Source organism: Nonomuraea sp. NPDC049486 (genome assembly GCF_040676925.1).
GTDB lineage: Bacteria > Actinomycetota > Actinomycetes > Streptosporangiales > Streptosporangiaceae > Nonomuraea > Nonomuraea ferruginea.
The window spans coordinates 21,300-39,208 of record NZ_JBFAPV010000001.1 but is presented as its reverse complement, the minus strand read 5'-3'; the positions used below and the strand labels follow the sequence as shown (position 1 = coordinate 39,208).

Genomic DNA, 17,909 nt, shown 5'->3' with positions numbered 1-17,909 from the left:
ATGAACACCGTCGTGGCAGGCATCACCTACCGGGCGCTGCTGGGCAGGCGCAGGGTCGTCCTGCTGCTCCTGCTGCCCCTGGCGCTGATCGCCCTGGCCCTCATGTTCAGCTTCTTCGGCGGCGGCGACCAGCGCACGGCCGTGCTGCTGATGCAGAACTTCGCCATCGGCACCCTCCTGCCGCTGCTCGGCCTCATCGCCGGCACAGGAGTGATCGCCCCCGAGATCGACGACGGCACCATCATCCACCTGATGTCCAAGCCGATCTCCCGGCCGCTCGTCGCGTGGACCAAGTTCGCGGTGGCGGCCTCGCTGGTGGCCGTGTTCGCGGCCGTGCCCACCTACCTGGCGGCCTGGATCCTCGTGGGCAACGAAGACGGCATCGCCGCCGGCTTCGCCCTCGGCACCCTCGTCGCGGGCATCGCCTACGCGGCCGTCTTCCTTCTGCTCGGCGTCGTCACCCGCCACGCGGTCACGATCGGCATCATCTACGCCCTCGTCTGGGAGTCGCTGGTCGGCAGCCTGGTGCCGGGGGCCAAGCGCTTCTCCATCCAGCAGTGGGGCCAGACGGTCGCCGACCAGGTCGTCACCTCGCCGTTCTTCGAGGCGGAGGTCACCCTGGCCTTCGCCGTCCCCGCCCTGGTCGTCGTCACCGTCGCCGCCGTCTTCTGGGCCGGCCGCCGCCTGCGGGTCTTCTCCCTGACGGGCGACGAATAGCGACCAGGCGATTGATCGACCCGCGTGTAACGTTGTGCCATGCCCGCACGCCTGGCCCAGCTGAGTCTGACGAGCTTCAAGACCTTTCGCGACGCTCGCCTCCCGCTGGGTGACATGACGTTGCTCATCGGCCGGAACAGCAGCGGAAAATCCAACGCTCTCGACGGGCTGGAGGTGCTCTCGCGGCTCGCAGAGGGTGGCGACATCGTCGACTCCCTCGACAGCAGGCGGGGGGACGAAGGCCCGTTGCGGGGGGGCATCACGGGCTGCCCTCCCCATGGAGAGGACACGTTCCGGCTGGGTTGTCAGGTGATCAACTTTGATCGCGTCGAACACGGCGCGTACGTCGGGATCATTTTCGATGTCGAGATCCGCGTGCGCCCCGAGCCTGAGATCATCAGCGAATCGCTTCGAGGATTCTCCGGCAAGCTCCGGCGGACCAACGATCTGGCTGGGCGTGCGTTCCATACGCTGCTGCATGGCGTGAGCTCTTCCGAAGGAAGCGGAAGCATCGAAGCGCGCTACTACAACGGGCGGCCGGGCCGCGATCCGAAGGCCACCTTCCGCTCGTCCCGGCTGCTGACCGCGCAACTGCCTCTCAGACTGGACCTGACGACTGATGCGGAGCGTCATGTGGCCGCAGCGGCGCAGGATGTCCTGGACACTCTGCGCGGCGTCTTCCATCTGGACCCGGTCCCGCATCTGATGCGCCAGTACGTTCCCAGCCGGGACATCCGCCTGCGCAGGACCGCGGAGAACATCTCCGCGGTCGTCGGGCACCTCAAGCACGTCGACCCCGCGGCCTACGAGCGGCTGCTGCGACACGCCCAAGCTCTCGTCGACCACGAGATATCCGGCATCGAGCTCATCCGCTCCGAGCTCGATGACCTGATGCTCGCGCTGCGAGAAGACGGTGCCACGACACCGGCCCGCGAGATGAGCGACGGTCTGCTGCGGTTCATCGCCATCGCCACGACGCTGCTCCGCCAGGGCAGAGACCTCGACCTCAACCGGCGTGAGCCCACGGACGGAGCGGCGATCCCCTTGCTGGTCATCGAGGAACTGGAGAACGGCCTGCATCCGTCGCAGGCCTCGCAGCTCCTCAAGCTGGTGAAGAGCGCTACTGAGGAACGCACCGCCCAAACGGTGTTCACCACACACAGCCCCGCGCTGCTGTCGGCCCTTTCGCGAGAGGATCACCGGAACGTGGTGGTCAGCACCCGGGATCGCGAGACAGGTCTTTCCCGGCTCACCAAGCTGCCGGATCTTGCTGGTTACCCGAGCCTGATGGCACAAGGCGACCTCGGAGCCGTCATCACCTCGGGGCTGCTGGAGCAGAGTCCTCCTGAGAACGACGACCACACCGAGTTCGACCGCCTGATGGGGCTTGGGTGACCATGAGCCGCCGGGTCGAGTTCGTCGACACCTCAGTCCTCTGCAACCTTCTCGACATCCCCGGGAAGAACCAGGACCGCGAGATGGTCTCCGGCCAGCTTGCGGACAAACGCAGCCGCTGCAGGCTGATCCTCCCCGTGACAGCGGTGATCGAGACCGGTAATCACATCGCCCAACTGGCCGACGGCCGACTGCGCCGCCAGTATGCCGACAAGCTCTCCCAGCTCCTGCGGCTGGTCATCGAGGGCAAGGCGCCGTGGGTGCTTCACTCCGTGGAGTGGGGGCCGGAGTTCCTGCGAGCGCTCATCGACGGGGCAGGAACCGGAGTCCCGCTGACCGATCACGTCATGAGCAAGCTCGGGTTGGGTGATCTGTGCATCCTCGCCGAGCGCGAGCTTTATCAGAGACGGGTGAGCGGGGTCGAGGCAGGCATCTGGACTCTCGACGACCAGCTCAGGTCTCACGCCTGACCTCCGGGCACGGCGATCCCGTACCCGGAGGCGCGTTCAGGCGCAGACGGTGCGGACCACGTCGGCGAGGCGCTCCGCGACCTTGGAGGCTTCCTCCTCCGAGGAGGCCTCCACCATGACGCGGATCATCGGCTCGGTCCCGCTGGGCCGGATCAGCACCCGGCCCGTCTCGCCCAGCTCGACCTCGGCCTCGGTCACGGCCGACTTGAGCTCCGGCGCGGCGGCCTTGCCCCGGTCGACGCCCTTGACGTTGATCAGGATCTGCGGCAGCGCGGTCATCACCGACGCCAGCTCGCGCAGCGACCGGCCGGACCTGGCCACCACCGACAGCAGGTGGAGCGAGGTGAGCAGGCCGTCGCCCGTGGTGGCGTGGTCGAGCATGATGACGTGGCCCGACTGCTCGCCGCCCAGGTTGTAGCCTTCGGCCTTCATCCGCTCCAGCACGTAACGGTCGCCCACCGCGGTCTCGATCACGGTGATGCCCGCCTCGCGCATGGCCAGCTTGAAGCCCAGGTTGGACATGACGGTCGCGACCACGGTGTCCTTGGCCAGCGAGCCCTGCTCGTGCATGTCCACGGCCAGGATGGCCATGATCTGGTCGCCGTCGACGACCGCGCCGGTGTGGTCGACCGCCAGGCAGCGGTCGGCGTCGCCGTCGTAGGCGATGCCGACGTCGGCGCCGCGCGAGACCACGACCTGCGTCAGCTTGTCGAGATGGGTGGAGCCGTAGCCGTCGTTGATGTTGAGGCCGTCGGGCCGGGCGCCGATGGCCTCCACCCGCGCGCCGGCGCGCAGCAGCGCCTCGGGCGCCACCATGTGGGCCGCGCCGTGGGCGCAGTCGACCACGACGTGGAGCCCGTCGAGCCGGGCGCTGACGGTGTCGAGCGCATGGCTGATGTAACGGTCGGCCTCGCCGTACGCGTCGCGCACCCGTCCCACGGACGAGCCGACGGGGAAGCTCCACTCCTCGCCGAGCCGCCGCTCGATCTCGTCCTCGACCGCGTCGGAGAGCTTGAAGCCGCCCCTGGCCAGGAACTTGATCCCGTTGTCGGGCGCCGCGTTGTGCGAGGCCGACAGCATGACGCCGAGGTCGGCGCCGAGCGCGGCCGTGAGATGGGCGACGGCCGGGGTGGGCAGCACGCCGAGGCGCAGCACGTCCACTCCGGACGACGCGAGGCCGGCGACCACGGCGGCCTCGAGGAACTCCCCCGAGGCTCGCGGGTCCCGGCCTACGACCGCCACCGGCCTCCTGCGGCTGGAGCCGGTGGCGAACACGCCTGCATCGCCGAGGACATGAGCCGCCGCGACCGAAAGGTCCATGGCGAGCTCGGCCGTGAGGTCGCGCCCGGCGACCCCACGCACCCCGTCGGTGCCGAACAGCCGCGCCAAGTCAGCGCTTGCTGTACTGCGGAGCCTTACGGGCCTTCTTGAGGCCGTACTTCTTCCGCTCCGTGGCGCGGGCGTCACGGGTGAGGAAGCCGGCCTTCTTCAGCGGCGGGCGGTTGACTTCCACGTCCAGGAGCGCGAGCGCGCGGGACAGGCCCATGCGCAGCGCGCCGGCCTGGCCGGTCACGCCGCCGCCGTCGATGCGCGCGATGACGTCGAACGCCTCTTCGGCGCCGAGCACCACGAAGGGCTCGTTGACGATCTGCTGGTGGACCTTGTTGGGGAAGTAGGTGTCCAGCGAACGACCGTTGATCGTCCACTTGCCGGTGCCGGGGACGATGCGCACGCGGGCGATCGCCTCCTTGCGGCGGCCGGTGCCGTACGAGTTGCCCGTGGTGACGGGCTTGCGCACGGGAGCGTCGGCGCTGGCGGCGGATTCGGTGGTGTACTCGGACGGGAACTCCTCGGTGGAGAAGTCCTCCTGCTCGGCCTCGACAGCCGTCTCGACACCGGTGGGCTCAGCCACGGTTCTCCTCTGAATCTTTCGCTTGCCCCATCGGGGGCAAGGCGTGGGGTTTCCCCACGAAAATCAAACTCGGTTCACTGCCCCTTGAGGGGCATGCGGGGGGACATCCCCCCGCAGGTCTACTGGGCGATCTGGGTGATCTCGAACGGCACCGGCTGCTGGGCCTGGTGCGGGTGCTCGGGACCCGCGTAGACCTTCAGCTTCTTGATCATCTTCCGGCCCAGGGAGTTCTTCGGCAGCATGCCCTTGACGGCCTTCTCGACGGCCTTGTCGGGCCGCTTCTCCATGAGCTCGCCGTAGCTGACGGAACGCAGACCGCCCGGGTAACCCGAGTGGCGGTAGGCCTTCTTCTGCTCAAGCTTGTTGCCACTCAGCGCGATCTTGTCGGCGTTGATGACGATGACGAAGTCACCGGTGTCGACGTGGTTCGCGAAGATCGGCTTGTGCTTGCCGCGGAGCAGGATCGCGACGTGGCTGGCCAGCCTGCCCAGGACGACATCGGTCGCGTCGATGACGTACCACTGACGCTGGACGTCGGCGGGCTTCGGTGAGTACGTGCGCACGGTCGTAGCCTTCTTTATGCTCGCGTCTTCGGCGCGCCGCCGGACACGGCAGCGCTATGGGGTCGGTCGGTGCGGGCACACGACGGCCCGGACCTTCCGTCTCCCGGCCCCGAGAGGGCTGTGATAGGAGATGACGCCGGACGCGCCGCGCATCGGTCTCGCGGACCTATGCACACAACGAACGAGAGGTTACCCGCCCCCGAGAGGGCAGTCAAAAGACCGATAACCTGTCGCGATTCTACCTGACCACAGAACGAATAGATTTCGGTTCCCGGCATTCCCTTCTTTACCAGGACCCGACATCTCTATCGTTGGTGGCGGTATGTGGCAGAGTTCTCACACCCGGCACACCCAGCGGCCCATCCGGCGCCGAAACCACCTGGGTGCCGTGGGCCTGCTCGCGACGGCCCTGCTCACGGGTGTGCTGCTCGGCCGGGTGTCCGGCGACTCGATGCCCGACGACCACATCTTCCTGAACGAGACCACGCCGCCCACGACGGCCCAGGCCGCCCCGAAGACCACGCCGCAGAAGGCCCAGCCGCACGCCGAGCGGATCCCCCGGCAGGTTGTCACCACGACGCCGCGCGGCAAGACGGACGTCCGGCCCACCAAGAGCCCCACCGGCGAGATAGCCGGCTTCACCGACCAGGACCCGGTCTCGGTGCTCGGCGACGACGACGACGGCCAGTCGATCAGGAACATGCCGGGCATGGCCGCCGACGTCGTCCGGCTCACCAACGCCGCCAGGGCGAGGAACGGCTGCCGCCCGCTCAGGACCGACGCCAGGCTCACCCGGGCGGCCCGCACCCACTCCATGGAAATGGCCCGCTCCGGGCAGTTCACCCACGAATCACCCGACGGCGCCTCACCCTGGGACCGGATGGAACGGGTCGGGTACGTCAACGGCACCGCCGAGAACATCGGCCGCGGCTACGCCTCCGCCAAGGAGGCCGTCCAGGGCTGGCTCGCCAGCCGCGACCACCGGCGCAACATGCTCAACTGCGACTTCAACGCCATCGGCGTCGGCGTCGTGTCCGGCCCCGGCGGGCCGTGGTGGACGCAGGATTTCGGACGTTCGTGACCACCTTCACGGTAATGTCTCCGCATGGGTTTTCCCGAGGAACCGCAAACCGGCACGGACGGCACCCCGCGTCGTTCTCGTAGAGACCGCCAGCCCCAGACCGACTCCGGCTTCTTCACACCCGCCCAGCCGAGTGCCGACGGGCAACCGCCATCGGGGCCGTTCTCCCAGGCCGGCGACGCTTTCACCCCTCGCCAGCAGGGCGCGCCAGGCCGGCCGGGCTCGTCCGACCCGTTCGCCTCCGGCCCCGCCACGGGCCCGTTGGGCGCGGCAGGCTCCTTCTCCGGCCCGCCGACCGGCCCGCTGGGCACGCCCGACCCGCGCGCCACCGGCCCGCAGGGGCCCGGCGCCTTCCCTCAGGGCCCGCGCACCGGCCCGCAAGCGGCGGCGGACCCCTTCTCCACCGACCCGCAGAACCCGTCCGACCCCTTCGCCGCCGGCCCAGGAGCGCCCGGCGGCCCAGGAGCGTCCGACGCGTTCACGCCGAGCAACAGGAAGCCCCCGCCCGGCGCCCCGCAGCCCGCCGCGAACGCGCAGCCGCCGTCCGGCCCTCCCGGTGACACGCCCGGCGACGACCCGGCCGCCAAGGAGACCGGCCGCGGCAGGCGCGGCAGGGCCAAGTCCGGCAAGCCCGATAAGACGGACAAGGCAGAGCAGGCGGAGAAGCCCGACAAATCCGCCGAGAAGACCGCCGCCCCCCGGCAGACCTGGAGCCCCTACGACGAGGGCCCCCGCTCCCGCGGCCCGCTCTGGGCCTCGCTCGCCGGCGTCGGCGTGCTGGCCCTGCTCGGCGGCGGCCTGGCGGTGATGTTCAACGCCGACGACCCCGCCGCCGTGTCCAGCTCGGAGCGCCGCACCTCCGCCCCGCTCCCGTCGGCGCCCCCCGGCGAGTTCGGCTACGCGGGCAGCCGCAGCACGGACCCCGAGCCGCTCACCGTGAAGGAGCTCTTCAAGTCCAAGAAGATCACCGCCTCGGGCCGCGCCTACGAGATGACGATCACCAGCAAGGACAAGAAGTGCGACGACGGCGTGCTCGGCGACAAGCTCAAGAAGGCCCTCAAGGCCGGCAAGTGCACACAGATGATGCGAGCCAGCTTCCGTGACAAGAAGGGCGAGACCATCGGCACGGTCGGCGTCGCCAACCTCAGCACGACCAAGAACGCCGCCAGGGTCGCCAAGGCCGGCGACAAGTCCAACTACGTCAAACCCCTCGCGGGCAAGGACGAGGTGACCAAGTTCCTCGGCTCGGGCAGCGGCGGCGCCAAGGTGTGGACGCACGGCCACTACGCCGTCCTGGTCTGGTTCCAGAACAAGGACGGGTCCGATCCCGACAAGACGGCATCCAAGCGACTCTTCCAGGCGGCCGAGGACATCACCAAGGCGACGGTCTTCAAGGCCCTCGACGTTCGTGCGCTGACGGGCGCTCGCGCGGCCTGAATTCTCACTTCGTACGCGAAAATCCCGCAAAAGTGACGATCGATCAGCGCGGGAACACTCATACCGGGGGAACGATCTAGAGACACTCGCTACGCTCGCCTTATGCGTGGCCAGGGACCCGGGTCAGAGCACGAGCGCAGGGAAGCGGGCAGCGCACCTCCGACGCCCCCGCCGAGCTTCGGTCGCCAGCCCCCCAAAGAGCAAGGGGGCCCACCGGCATACCCGGACGACCCCTCGGGACAAGCCTGGCTCACGGTCGAAGGCGAGCCACCCCGCGACGACGCCTGGCAACCCGCAGGCGCCGCCCCCGCCGAGGACTGGCTCTCCGTCCAGGAGTCCGGGCCCGATCTCGCCGCGTCGCGCCCCGCGCGTCCTTCGGACGTACGAGAGCCCGCGAGCGGCGAGCAGCCTGTCCCGGTCTACCCCGGTGCGCAGCCCTGGGAGGTGCAGGACGCGGACGGCGCGGCCTACGACTGGTACGCCGAGGACGACGAGCCGGCGGGCGTGCCCTTCACCCCGCCGGGCGTCCCCTGGCCCCAGCCGCCGAAGAGCTCGTGGGGTGAGCCCGCCGTCCCCGGCGCCCCCCGCTGGGAGCCTCCCCCGGCGTTCACCGCCGCGGCGGCCGGCATGCAGGTGTGGCCGGCCCCGGTCACCGGCTCCCCCGCCATGCCGCCGTGGCCCGCCGCCACCGGCGAACTGGAGCCCGACGACGACACCCACGCTCCCCAGCGCAGCGAGCACGGCGACCCCCCGCGGCCCGAGGGACCGTCCGAGCCTCCGCTGCCATCAGAGTCCTGGCCCGCCGAGCCCGCATCAGCGACCCCGCCGTCGTCCGAGCCCACATGGCAAGACTGGCCCGCCCAGCCCCCGTCGGAAGGCCTCAGAGCCTTCCCGGCCACACCACCCCCCACGCACTCCGACCCCATGTGGCGACACTGGCCCGCCCAACCCTCCGCGGAAGACCGGACCACGCCTCCACCGGCCGGATCCGAGTCGCCGGACCTCGCCGATGGCTGGGGTCCCGAGCCCGTGGCATCAGGTCCGTCGCACTACTTCGACCCGAACACCATGGCTCCGCGCCCCGTCCCGCTCAGCGCGCCGACGCCCGCCGACCACGATGCGCCTCCGCCTCCCGCACGCGAAGGCCAGTCTCCGTACGGGTCCTCCACGGACGATCCGAGACCTCCGTACGGCGTGGAGCCGACCCGCCCCACGTACGGCGAACAGTCGGACGACGTCGAGGGCCCCACCCGCCCGGGCCAGGTGCCCCCGTTCGCCAGGAAGGGCGGGCCGGGACTCGGCGCCGGCATGCCGGTGCCGTCACCCGGCCCGAAGGGACCGCCGGCACCCCTGTTCGACCCCAAACTCTCCCCCGCCGCCCAGCAAGGCACCACCAACCCCGCCCCAGAGACGGCAGGCCCTCCGATCACCGGCAACCCTCACCCCCCGGGACCCCCCAGCCAGAGCGGGCCCCCGGGAATCCCCAGCCAGAACCCGAGCGGCACCCACCCCACGAGCCCTGCCAGCGGCGATCCGCACACCACCGGAGCCTCCCGTGCCGTGAGCACTCCGCACGGCACCAACACTCCGCACACCGCAGGTGGCCCTCAGGCCGAAGGCACTCCTCACCTCGCGGACAACCAGCACACCGCCGGAGGCCTCCGGGCCGAGAGCGCCTCTCACGGCATCAACACTCCGCACACCGCAGGTGGCCCTCGGGCCGAGGGCGCCCCTGCCGGCGCGGCCGGGGCTCATGGCACGGGTGGCCCGCCCGGCGCTCCCAGGGAGCATGCCGGCCGCCGGGCCGAACCGAGTGATGTGCCCGTGTGGCCGCCCGCTCCGCAGCGCGAGGAGCCGGAGCGCGACCAGCTCGACCTGCCGTTCGCCCCGGAGGTCTGGGGCCGTCGGCACGCGTCCTCCGCGGAGCGTGAGGAACGCCCAGTGACCGCGTCCTCTGAGGTGCGCGAGGAACGCCCGGTTACCCCGTCGCCCGGGGAACGCCAGGAGCACCCGGTTACCCCGTCGTCCGGAGGGCGCGAAGAGCGCCCGGTGACCGCGGAGCCGGTCAAGGACGGGCTCCCCCAGGGCGAGGAACCACCCACCGCTCCAGGCAGTGACCCCACCCCCGAGACACAGACCGGAGCAGCTCCGCAGAACACACCCGAAGGTGTCACACCACCTGACGCCGGGCCACACCCTCCGGGCAGCGTGATCCAGGGAGTGCCGGTCCCGCCTCCGGGAGGTTTCGGCAATCCCCAGCCGACCCAAGGCAACGCGCCATACACGACCGGATCCGCTCAAGGCGCGGCACGCGGCGGACCGCACGACACCCAGGGCCCGCCCCAGAGCGGCCTCGTCCCACCCCAGAGCCCACCACGCGGCGGTCCCGTCACACCCCTGACCAGGCGGTCCCCCAGCCCGGCAGACCCCGCCGGACGGGTCCCCCAGCAAGCAGACCCCGCCGGACGGGTCCCCCAACAGGGAGACCCCGGCAGACGGATGCCCGGCCACGGAGACCCCGCCGCACTGGTCCCCAGCCAAGCGGACCCCCCGGGACGGCTGCCCCGCCAAGGGGAGCTGGCCCCGTCCGGTGGCCCCTTCAGGCAGCCGCCGTTCGCGGCCATCCAGGTCCAGGAGCCCCCGAAGAGCAAGCGGGCGCTGTTCGCCACGCTCGGCGTGCTGGTGCTCGCCGGGGTCGCCACGGGCGGCTTCTTCGCCGTACGGTCCGCCAACACGGCGGCGCCGGCGAACACGGCCGCGAGCGCCCCCACGGCGAGCCCCACCTCCGCCCCGTCCGTCACCCCTTCCGCCGAGCCGTCCGGGACCTCCATGCTCAACTCGGAGATCACCGACCCGAAGACGCTGTCGCTCAAGGAGGCGTTCCCGGACAAGAAGGTGGACGCCGCGGGCGCCGCCTTCACCAGGGTCAAGTCGACCGTGGCCGACGACTGCGAGGACGCCGCGTCGGGTCCGTTCGCCGAGGCGCTCAAGGAGCAGCAGTGCAGCCGCGTGCTGCGCGCCACGTACGTCGACCGCAAGCGCCGGTACGCGGTGACCACCGGCATCGCCGTCCTGCCCAGCAAGGACGCCGCCCTGGAGGTCGACCAGGCCAAGAACCTGAGCCGCAACCTGTGGTTCCGCGGCCTCGCCGGCCCTGAGGGGTCCGGTGGCGACCGGGTGCACATCGCCGGCGGCTACGCGGCCGGGCTGGTGTGGGGCCGCTACATCGTCTTCAGCTACGCCACCCACGCCGACGGCCACACCCCGGGTGACAAGGAGAAGACCCTGGTCAAGGTGAGCAGCGAGTTCCGCGACGAGACCGCCAAGGTGCTGGAGCGCCGCATCACCGACAACTGATCAGACTTCCAAGGTGCGCACCCGTCTGGTGGCGCTCGCCCGGTCCGCCAGCTCCGCGTCGGCCGGGTAGCGCACCTCCTCCAGGCAGAGCCCGTGCGCGGGCGCCACATGCACCCCTGTGTCGCGTACGCCCGCCGCGAGCACCTGCCCGGGCCACTCGACCGGCCGCCGGCCGTCGCCCGCGGCCAGGAGCGAGCCGACGAGGGCCCGTACCATCGAGTGGCAGAACGCGTCGGCCACCACGGTCGCGACCAGCACCCCGCCGGGCTCGCGCGCCCAGTCCAGCCGCTGCAGCTCCCTGATCGTGGTGGCGCCCTCGCGCTTCTTGCAGAACGCCGCGAAGTCGTGCTCGCCGAGCAGCCGGGCGGCGGCGGTGTTCAGCGCGTCCAGGTCGAGCGGCCGGTTGTGCCACAGCACCTCGTGCCGCCGCAGCGGGTCGCAGCCGCCCGCGGCGTCGCTCACCCGGTACGCGTACCGCCGGGACAGAGCGGAGAATCGGGCGTCGAAGCCCTCAGGAGCCACCGAGACACGAAAAACACGGACATCTGGAGGGAGAACCCCGCCAAGCCTCCGCACGAGCACAGAGAGCCTCTCGTCCGTCCCCAGCGCGTGCGGCCGGTTCCCGTCAAGCTGCACCAGCACCTCGCCGGGCACGTCGACGTGCGCCACCTGCCCGCGCGCGTGCACGCCCGCGTCGGTGCGCCCCGCGACGGTCAGCACCGGCTCCGCGATCCGGAGGATCCGGCCGAGCGCCTGCTCGATCTCTCCCTGTACGGTGCGCAGCGCGGGCTGACGGGCCCACCCTGAGAAGCCGCTCCCGTCGTACCCGAGATCCAGCCGCAGCCGTACCACGATCACCTCCATGCAGACACGCGGACGAAAAAGGGCCCGAACCCCGATGAGGAGGTCCGGGCCCGTCAAGCCTGATGTCTCAGGCCTCGTCCTTCTTCGCCTCGGGCGCCTCGGCGGCACCCTCGGCGGCCTCGTCGCCCTTGGCCTCGGCGGAGACCTCGGCGCTCTCCTCGGCCTTCGCCTCGGCAGGCTCCTCCGCGGGAGCGGCCGGAGCAGCCGGGGCGGCGGTGCGCGTGACCGTGTTCAGCGGCTCGCTCACCAGCTCGATGACGGCCATCGGGGCGTTGTCGCCCTTACGCGCGCCGATCTTGGTGATGCGGGTGTAACCGCCGGGACGCTCGGCGAACGTCGTCGCGATCTCCGTGAAGAGGTGGTGGACGACGCCCTTGTCCTTGACGACCGTGAGCACCTGGCGACGGTTGTGGATGTCGCCCTTCTTCGCCTTGGTGATCAGGCGCTCCGCCAGCGGGCGAAGACGCTTGGCCTTGGTGACCGTGGTGCGGATCCGGCCGTGGCGGAACAGATCGGTGGCCAGGTTGGCCAGGATCAGCCGCTCGTGCGCCGGGCTGCCGCCAAGACGTCGGCCCTTGGTGGGCTTGGGCATTGCTCTCTCCTTGTGAGTTAACCGCCCCGGCCGTGCCAGGTACCGGGGTCGGGCGGAAGGCCACCAGCGGCCTGCCGCGATGCGAAGGCCGCGCCGGCGAGATCCGCCGGCGCGCCCTCAACGGAAACCATCCGTGATTCCCGCCAACCGCGAAGGGCCCCAGCGGGGGACCCCGCGCGGGTCAGTACTGCTCAGTCTCGACGTACGCGCTGTCGTCGTCGTCGTAGCCGCCGCCGGCCACCGCGCTCGGGTCGAACCCGGGCGGGGAGTCCTTGAGCGCCAGCGACATCTCGTGCAGCTTCTGCTTGACTTCCTCTATCGACTTGGCGCCGAAGTTGCGGATGTCGAGCAGGTCCTGCTCGCTCCGCGCGACCAGCTCGCCCACGGTGTGGATGCCCTCGCGCTTGAGGCAGTTGTACGAGCGGACGGTGAGGTTGAGCTCCTCGATCGGCAGCGCCAGGTCGGCGGCCAGGGCGGCGTCGGTCGGCGACGGGCCGATGTCGATGCCCTCGGCCTCGACGTTGAGCTCGCGGGCCAGGCCGAAGAGCTCGACGAGGGTCTTACCGGCGGAGGCCACCGCGTCGCGGGGCTTCATGGCCGGCTTGGTCTCGACGTCGAGGATGAGGCGGTCGAAGTCGGTGCGCTGCTCGACTCGGGTCGCCTCGACCTTGTAGGTGACCTTGAGAACCGGCGAGTAGATGGAGTCGATCGGGATGCGGCCGATCTCCTGGCCGGGCTGCTTGTTCTGCGCGGCGGAGACGTAGCCGCGGCCGCGCTCGACCGTCAGCTCCATCTCGAGCTTCGCCTTGCTGTTGAGCGTGGCGATGCGCAGCTCGGGGTTGTGCACCTCGACACCGGCGGGCGGCGCGATGTCGGCGGCGGTGACCTCACCCGGGCCCTGCTTGCGCAGGTACATCACGACCGGCTCGTCGTGCTCGGAGGAGACGACGAGCTCCTTGAGGTTGAGGATGATGTCGGTGACGTCTTCCTTGACCCCGGGAACGGTCGAGAACTCGTGCAGCACTCCCTCGATCCGGATGCTCGTCACGGCCGCGCCCGGGATGGACGACAGCAGCGTGCGGCGGAGCGAGTTGCCGATGGTGTAACCGAAGCCCGGCTCCAGCGGCTCGATCACGAACCGGGAGCGCGTCTCGTCGATGGACTCTTCGAGAAGAGTCGGGCGCTGAGCGATCAGCATGTGCGGGTCTCCCCTTTTTCGTGTGGCGCCCGCTATATGACGCCACCCCGATGAAACAGCCTAGTTCTCGTACGGGATCCGTACGAGAACCAGGAAGGCGAGTGACTACTTCGAGTAGTACTCGACGATCAGCTGCTCCTGCACCTGGGTGTCGATCTGCTGCCGGACGGGCAGCTGGTGCACCAGGATGCGGAGCTTGTCGGGCACGACGCCCAGCCAGGCCGGGACCGTGCGCTCGCCGGCGGTGGCGCGGGCCACCTCGTACGGCATCAGGTTGCGCTTGGTCTCGCGCACCTCGACGATGTCGTGCTCGCGCACGCGGTAGGACGGGATGTCCACCTTCTTGCCGTTGACCATGACGTGGCCGTGGCGGACCTGCTGGCGGGCGGCGTCGCGCGACTGCGCGAAACCGGCGCGGTAGACGACGTTGTCGAGGCGGCTCTCCAGGATCTGGAGGAGGTTCTCGCCCGACTTGCCGCTCTTGCCGGCGGCTTCCTCGTAGTAGTTGCGGAACTGCTTCTCGAGGACGCCGTAGATGCGGCGGGTCTTCTGCTTCTCGCGAAGCTGAAGCTGGTACTCGGACTCCTTGGGGCGTCCGCGGCCGTGCTCACCCGGCGGGTAAGGACGGATCTCGATGGGGCACTTGGCGGACTCACACTTGCCGCCCTTGAGGAAGAGCTTGGTCTTCTCCCGGCGGCAGAGCTTGCAGTCCGCGCCCGTGTAACGAGCCATTTCTCTGTATCTCCTGGGCTAATTCAGACGCGGCGGCGCTTCGGCGGCCGGCAACCGTTGTGCGGAACCGGGGTGACGTCCTGGATCGAGCCCACCTCGAGGCCGGTGGCCTGGAGGGAGCGGATCGCGGTCTCACGGCCGGAGCCGGGACCCTTCACGAAGACGTCGACCTTGCGCATGCCGTGCTCCATGGCGCGGCGGGCGGCGTTCTCGGCGGCCATCTGAGCGGCGAACGGGGTGGACTTACGGGAGCCCTTGAAACCCACGTGGCCCGCGCTGGCCCAGGAGATCACGTTCCCGTTGGGGTCGGTGATCGAGACGATCGTGTTGTTGAACGTGCTCTTGATGTGGGCGTGCCCGTGAGCGACGTTCTTCTTTTCCTTGCGGCGCACCTTCTTCGGCGCGCCCTGACGGCTCTTAGGAGGCATTGCTTGCCTTCAACTCCTGAGGTCTTCGGTCCGCGGCTGTGGACTACTTCTTGCCAGGCTTCTTCTTGCCGGCCACGGTCTTCTTCTTGCCCTTGCGGGTGCGCGCGTTGGTCTGCGTGCGCTGACCGTGGACGGGCAGGCCCTTGCGGTGCCGAATGCCCTGGTAGCAACCGATTTCGATCTTGCGACGGATGTCGGCCTGGACCTCGCGGCGCAGGTCACCCTCGATCTTGAAGTTCGCCTCGATGTAGTCACGCATCGGGACGAGCTCTTGGTCGGAGAGCTGGTGCACACGGAGGTCGGGGCTCACACCGGTGGCCTGGAGAATCTCCTGGGCGCGGGTGCGGCCGATGCCGTAGATGTAGGTGAGAGCGATCTCCAGCCGCTTGTCGCGGGGGAGGTCGACGCCAACCAGGCGAGCCATGGCGGGCATTCTCCTTCGTTGTGGCGGAGGTCTTGCGCGCCACTTCCCCTCCCCATGCCCGGGGTGGAGGGCCCCGGCCTCCGACCGGGGGTCTCCCGAGTGGTCCAGGTCTCTGACGAGACCTGCCTGCCCGGGTGTGACACGCGCTTACGTTGCAGACTTCTCATGCGTCGAGCCCGCACCCTGATCGGGGCGGACTCGGAGAAGCCTTGCGGCGACTAGCCCTGGCGCTGCTTGTGGCGCAGGTTGTCGCAGATCACCATGACGCGACCGTGCCGACGAATAACCTTGCACTTGTCGCAGATCTTCTTGACGCTCGGCTTTACCTTCATTGTCCTTTATGTCCTCAGACGTCTTATTTGTATCGGTAGACGATCCGCCCACGACTGAGGTCATAGGGGCTCAGTTCCACGACTACCCGGTCGTCCGGCAGAATCCGGATGTAGTGCATCCGCATCCGTCCGCTGATGTGGGCCAGGACCTTATGGCCGTTGTCGAGCTGCACCCGGAACATGGCGTTCGGGAGCGACTCAACCACAGTGCCCTCGATCTCGATGGCGCCGTCTTTCTTGGCCAAAATCCCTCGCGTTTCACTGATCGATCGTCTGAGGCTCCGGTTCACTAGCAGCCGCGACCTCACGCTTCGGAGAGAGCGGCGACCGGCAAGGGCCGCCGACGCGTGACAGTCTTAGTGAGCCGACAAAGAAGTGTACGGCACCATGGCGGAAAACGCGAAAACGCGTGCCAGATGTCCCGACACAACCACTCGCCAGTCTACCCGACCCTCCTACCGCCTCGGGCCGTCTTCCCCCCGCGCGCCCGTACGTGATGACCCCCGGCACGACGGAAGGCCCGCCGGGGAGCGGCGGGCCTTCCTGGGCTCACGGTCAGTAGATGCGGTGCACCGCGCCGCAGTACTTGGTGGGGCCGCCCCAGCAGGTGTAGGTGTAGAGCTTCTTGATGTCCCGCTTGCTCCAGATGTGCTTGTGGGAGCCGTTCCAGCGGTAGAAGTGCTTGCCGATCTTGCCGCTCTTGTACTCGTAGCGGAACCAGACGTAGCCGTGCTTGGACGTGGACTCCTTGCCGTACCACTTCGTGTAGACCTTGCCGCCCGACTTCCAGGTCTGGCCGTAGGTGTAGGCCTTCCTGTTGCTGGAGTAGTACTTGCCCCACGTGCCGGCGGTGGCGGAGGCCGCCTGCGTGGTGGCCGGAGCCGAGGCCGCCTGGGCGGCGGGAGCGAGGGCGAGACCGGTTAGGGCCATCGAACCGGCGAGAGCGGCTGCCGCAAAGATCTTGCGCATTTCGTTTCCTCCGTGAGTGGTGTTTCTCGACACCGCTCACGTTAGGAATCCGCGCGGTTTCGTTCTGTGGACGAATACGCAGAGCGCACTAGTGCACAGATGGAGGCGTCTACTTCCGCTGCTTGCCGTCTCCGAAAATCGTGCTCACCAGCAGAATCGCGCCCCAGGGACCCATCACCCACAGCGGCCACGGGTAGACGAAGTCACCCGACGTGACGCTGACGATGAGCCAGATGACCCAGTTGATCGAGCTGGCGGCGGCCCACGCGCTCCAGGCGGCCATCATCCCGGGATGCATGCGGCGGGCGGGGACCTCCTGCTGAGGGATCTTGGCGGGGAGGTTGCGCAGGTCGACGTCGGGCAGGTCGGCGGTCAGCTTGGCCAGGTCGCCGTAGGTCCTGCTCTTGTAGAGCTCCTCCAGCCGCTCGTTGAACTCGTCCATGGTGATGCGGCCCTGTGCGGTGTGCTCGCGCAGCAGGGCTGCCACCCGGTCACGGTCGACGTCGGACGCGCGCATCTCGGGGCTCTGCGCCATTCCCACTCCCGGGCTCGGGTCTACGGCTGCGAAAGGCGCTCTTTGCCCCCATCAAGAGCAGTGAGCACCCAAGGACCATTATGTGTCACCGCGACGCTGTGTTCGAAGTGCGCGGACGGCTTGCCGTCGACGGTCACCACGGTCCAGTCGTCGCCCAGCACGCGGGTGCGCTCCGAACCCAGGTTGACCATGGGCTCGATGGCCAGGCACATGCCGGCCTCCATGACCGGGCCGCGGCCGGCCTTGCCGTGGTTGGCGATCCACGGGTCCATGTGCATCTCGGTGCCGATGCCATGGCCGCCGTACTCAGGCGGGATGCCGAACCTGCCCTGCGACTTGACGTACCGCTCGATCGCGTGGCCGATGTCGGAGAGATGGCGGCCGGGGCTGAGCGTCCTGATGCCGGCCCACATCGCCTCCTCGGTGATGCGGATCAGCTCCAGCAGCTTCGGCTCCACCTCGCCCACCGGGACCGTGACGGCCGAGTCGCCGTGCCAGCCGTCGAGGATGGCGCCGCAGTCGATCGAGATGATGTCGCCCTCGCGCAGCTTGCGGGCCTCGGTGGGGATCCCGTGGACCACCTCGTTGTTCACCGACGCGCAGATCGTCGCGGGGAAGCCCTGGTAGCCCTTGAAGGACGGGATCGCGCCCTCGTCCCTGATCGCCTTCTCGGCGATGACATCCAGGTCGAGCGGGGTCATACCCGGCTCGACCGTCCGCTTCAGCAGTTCGAGTGTGCGCCCGACCACCAGGCCGGCAGCGCGCATCTTTTCCAGCTGCTCAGCGGACTTGACCTGAATTCCATGCTTGTTTCGTTTGAACACGTACGGCACCCCCAAGGGCTTCAACGGGCAACATGGGAGCCCAATTCCCCCCACAATAGCCGCGAGGTGGCACGGACAA

The 17,909-nt window shown here is 69.3% G+C and carries 21 protein-coding genes; 6 read left to right on the top strand and 15 right to left on the bottom strand.

The genetic code is table 11. The features are described from left to right. Genes AB0K05_RS00250 through AB0K05_RS00240 form a run of 3 tightly spaced genes read left to right on the top strand, consistent with a single transcriptional unit; the run spans position 1 to position 2,582 of the window. Positions 1-717 carry an ABC transporter permease gene (locus tag AB0K05_RS00250; protein ID WP_148036808.1) on the top strand — a complete coding sequence of 239 codons (717 nt, stop codon included), beginning with the start codon at positions 1-3 and terminating at the stop codon, positions 715-717. Positions 718-756: 39 nt separating this feature from the next. Continuing rightward, entirely contained in the window at positions 757-2,112 is a 1,356-nt protein-coding gene (locus AB0K05_RS00245; protein ID WP_271274684.1) for an ATP-binding protein, read from the top strand. A gap of 2 nt (positions 2,113-2,114) precedes the next feature. Then, positions 2,115-2,582, top strand: coding sequence for a hypothetical protein (locus AB0K05_RS00240; RefSeq protein ID WP_219545107.1), 468 nt, complete (start codon positions 2,115-2,117; stop codon positions 2,580-2,582). A 36-nt stretch (positions 2,583-2,618) separates the two neighbouring features. On the opposite strand, the gene glmM is transcribed toward AB0K05_RS00240, so the two are convergent. The 3 genes from glmM to rplM form a co-directional block, all read right to left on the bottom strand. Then, positions 2,619-3,971, bottom strand: a complete 1,353-nt coding sequence (glmM, locus tag AB0K05_RS00235; RefSeq protein WP_148036806.1) for a phosphoglucosamine mutase — start codon at positions 3,969-3,971, stop codon at positions 2,619-2,621. Between the two features lies 1 nt (position 3,972). Beyond that, a complete protein-coding gene (rpsI, locus tag AB0K05_RS00230) occupies positions 3,973-4,494 on the bottom strand; it encodes a 30S ribosomal protein S9 (protein ID WP_148036805.1) in 522 nt (173 codons plus the stop codon). Between the two features lie 119 nt (positions 4,495-4,613). After that, complete coding sequence (gene rplM, locus AB0K05_RS00225; protein WP_148036804.1) at positions 4,614-5,057, bottom strand: 50S ribosomal protein L13; 444 nt, start codon at positions 5,055-5,057, stop codon at positions 4,614-4,616. 388 nt (positions 5,058-5,445) lie between these two features. Between rplM and AB0K05_RS00220 the strand changes: the two genes are divergently transcribed. Together AB0K05_RS00220 and AB0K05_RS00215 are read left to right on the top strand one after the other, a co-directional pair. Then, positions 5,446-6,138: a CAP domain-containing protein gene (locus AB0K05_RS00220; RefSeq protein WP_364225160.1), complete on the top strand. Its 693-nt coding sequence runs from the start codon at positions 5,446-5,448 to the stop codon at positions 6,136-6,138. Positions 6,139-6,162: 24 nt separating this feature from the next. Beyond that, positions 6,163-7,575: a hypothetical protein gene (locus tag AB0K05_RS00215; protein ID WP_364225157.1), complete on the top strand. Its 1,413-nt coding sequence runs from the start codon at positions 6,163-6,165 to the stop codon at positions 7,573-7,575. A 467-nt stretch (positions 7,576-8,042) separates the two neighbouring features. Here the strand turns inward: AB0K05_RS00215 and AB0K05_RS00210 are convergent, their stop codons facing one another. Next, on the bottom strand, positions 8,043-8,291 hold the full coding sequence (locus AB0K05_RS00210) for a hypothetical protein (protein ID WP_148036801.1): 249 nt from the start codon (positions 8,289-8,291) through the stop codon (positions 8,043-8,045). A gap of 1,783 nt (positions 8,292-10,074) precedes the next feature. Here AB0K05_RS00210 and AB0K05_RS00205 point away from each other — a divergent pair. Continuing rightward, positions 10,075-10,932 carry a hypothetical protein gene (locus AB0K05_RS00205; RefSeq protein ID WP_219545102.1) on the top strand — a complete coding sequence of 286 codons (858 nt, stop codon included), beginning with the start codon at positions 10,075-10,077 and terminating at the stop codon, positions 10,930-10,932. On the opposite strand, the gene truA is transcribed toward AB0K05_RS00205, so the two are convergent. The 11 genes from truA to map all read right to left on the bottom strand — a co-directional run bounded on the left by truA (position 10,933) and on the right by map (position 17,830). Continuing rightward, a complete protein-coding gene (gene truA / locus AB0K05_RS00200) occupies positions 10,933-11,796 on the bottom strand; it encodes a tRNA pseudouridine(38-40) synthase TruA (RefSeq protein WP_364225152.1) in 864 nt (287 codons plus the stop codon). It abuts the gene before it with no gap. Between the two features lie 67 nt (positions 11,797-11,863). Further along, the gene (gene rplQ / locus AB0K05_RS00195; RefSeq protein ID WP_148036799.1) at positions 11,864-12,388 is read right to left on the bottom strand and encodes a 50S ribosomal protein L17; all 525 of its coding nucleotides are present in this window, start codon (positions 12,386-12,388) and stop codon (positions 11,864-11,866) included. Positions 12,389-12,569: 181 nt separating this feature from the next. Continuing rightward, on the bottom strand, positions 12,570-13,586 hold the full coding sequence (locus AB0K05_RS00190) for a DNA-directed RNA polymerase subunit alpha (protein ID WP_055506403.1): 1,017 nt from the start codon (positions 13,584-13,586) through the stop codon (positions 12,570-12,572). Between the two features lie 105 nt (positions 13,587-13,691). After that, entirely contained in the window at positions 13,692-14,318 is a 627-nt protein-coding gene (rpsD, locus tag AB0K05_RS00185; protein WP_364225148.1) for a 30S ribosomal protein S4, read from the bottom strand. A gap of 23 nt (positions 14,319-14,341) precedes the next feature. Beyond that, on the bottom strand, positions 14,342-14,746 hold the full coding sequence (gene rpsK, locus AB0K05_RS00180) for a 30S ribosomal protein S11 (RefSeq protein WP_020542285.1): 405 nt from the start codon (positions 14,744-14,746) through the stop codon (positions 14,342-14,344). 43 nt (positions 14,747-14,789) lie between these two features. Further along, the gene (gene rpsM / locus AB0K05_RS00175) at positions 14,790-15,170 is read right to left on the bottom strand and encodes a 30S ribosomal protein S13 (protein ID WP_148036797.1); all 381 of its coding nucleotides are present in this window, start codon (positions 15,168-15,170) and stop codon (positions 14,790-14,792) included. A 218-nt stretch (positions 15,171-15,388) separates the two neighbouring features. After that, positions 15,389-15,502 (bottom strand): 50S ribosomal protein L36, encoded by a 114-nt coding sequence (rpmJ, locus tag AB0K05_RS00170; protein ID WP_003956441.1) that lies wholly within the window; start codon positions 15,500-15,502, stop codon positions 15,389-15,391. Positions 15,503-15,525: 23 nt separating this feature from the next. Next, positions 15,526-15,747, bottom strand: a complete 222-nt coding sequence (infA, locus tag AB0K05_RS00165; RefSeq protein WP_012887858.1) for a translation initiation factor IF-1 — start codon at positions 15,745-15,747, stop codon at positions 15,526-15,528. Positions 15,748-16,057: 310 nt separating this feature from the next. Then, positions 16,058-16,471 carry a hypothetical protein gene (locus AB0K05_RS00160; RefSeq protein ID WP_364225145.1) on the bottom strand — a complete coding sequence of 138 codons (414 nt, stop codon included), beginning with the start codon at positions 16,469-16,471 and terminating at the stop codon, positions 16,058-16,060. Positions 16,472-16,580: 109 nt separating this feature from the next. Next, positions 16,581-17,006: a DUF1707 domain-containing protein gene (locus AB0K05_RS00155; RefSeq protein WP_219545098.1), complete on the bottom strand. Its 426-nt coding sequence runs from the start codon at positions 17,004-17,006 to the stop codon at positions 16,581-16,583. Positions 17,007-17,026: 20 nt separating this feature from the next. Further along, entirely contained in the window at positions 17,027-17,830 is an 804-nt protein-coding gene (map, locus tag AB0K05_RS00150) for a type I methionyl aminopeptidase (protein WP_364225142.1), read from the bottom strand. Between the last annotated feature and the right edge of the window lie 79 nt (positions 17,831-17,909).

What these genes read in the sequence shown, in the direction of transcription:
- AB0K05_RS00250 (WP_148036808.1), top strand. Translation starts at nt 1, where the DNA reads ATGAACACCGTCGTGGCAGGCATCACCTACCGGGCGCTGCTGGGCAGG.
- AB0K05_RS00245 (WP_271274684.1), top strand. Translation starts at nt 757, where the DNA reads ATGCCCGCACGCCTGGCCCAGCTGAGTCTGACGAGCTTCAAGACCTTT.
- AB0K05_RS00240 (WP_219545107.1), top strand. Translation starts at nt 2,115, where the DNA reads ATGAGCCGCCGGGTCGAGTTCGTCGACACCTCAGTCCTCTGCAACCTT.
- AB0K05_RS00215 (WP_364225157.1), top strand. Translation starts at nt 6,163, where the DNA reads ATGGGTTTTCCCGAGGAACCGCAAACCGGCACGGACGGCACCCCGCGT.
- AB0K05_RS00205 (WP_219545102.1), top strand. Translation starts at nt 10,075, where the DNA reads ATGCCCGGCCACGGAGACCCCGCCGCACTGGTCCCCAGCCAAGCGGAC.
- truA (WP_364225152.1), bottom strand. Translation starts at nt 11,796, where the DNA reads ATGGAGGTGATCGTGGTACGGCTGCGGCTGGATCTCGGGTACGACGGG.
- rplQ (WP_148036799.1), bottom strand. Translation starts at nt 12,388, where the DNA reads ATGCCCAAGCCCACCAAGGGCCGACGTCTTGGCGGCAGCCCGGCGCAC.
- AB0K05_RS00190 (WP_055506403.1), bottom strand. Translation starts at nt 13,586, where the DNA reads ATGCTGATCGCTCAGCGCCCGACTCTTCTCGAAGAGTCCATCGACGAG.
- rpsD (WP_364225148.1), bottom strand. Translation starts at nt 14,318, where the DNA reads ATGGCTCGTTACACGGGCGCGGACTGCAAGCTCTGCCGCCGGGAGAAG.
- rpsK (WP_020542285.1), bottom strand. Translation starts at nt 14,746, where the DNA reads ATGCCTCCTAAGAGCCGTCAGGGCGCGCCGAAGAAGGTGCGCCGCAAG.
- rpsM (WP_148036797.1), bottom strand. Translation starts at nt 15,170, where the DNA reads ATGGCTCGCCTGGTTGGCGTCGACCTCCCCCGCGACAAGCGGCTGGAG.
- rpmJ (WP_003956441.1), bottom strand. Translation starts at nt 15,502, where the DNA reads ATGAAGGTAAAGCCGAGCGTCAAGAAGATCTGCGACAAGTGCAAGGTT.
- AB0K05_RS00160 (WP_364225145.1), bottom strand. Translation starts at nt 16,471, where the DNA reads ATGCGCAAGATCTTTGCGGCAGCCGCTCTCGCCGGTTCGATGGCCCTA.
- AB0K05_RS00155 (WP_219545098.1), bottom strand. Translation starts at nt 17,006, where the DNA reads ATGGCGCAGAGCCCCGAGATGCGCGCGTCCGACGTCGACCGTGACCGG.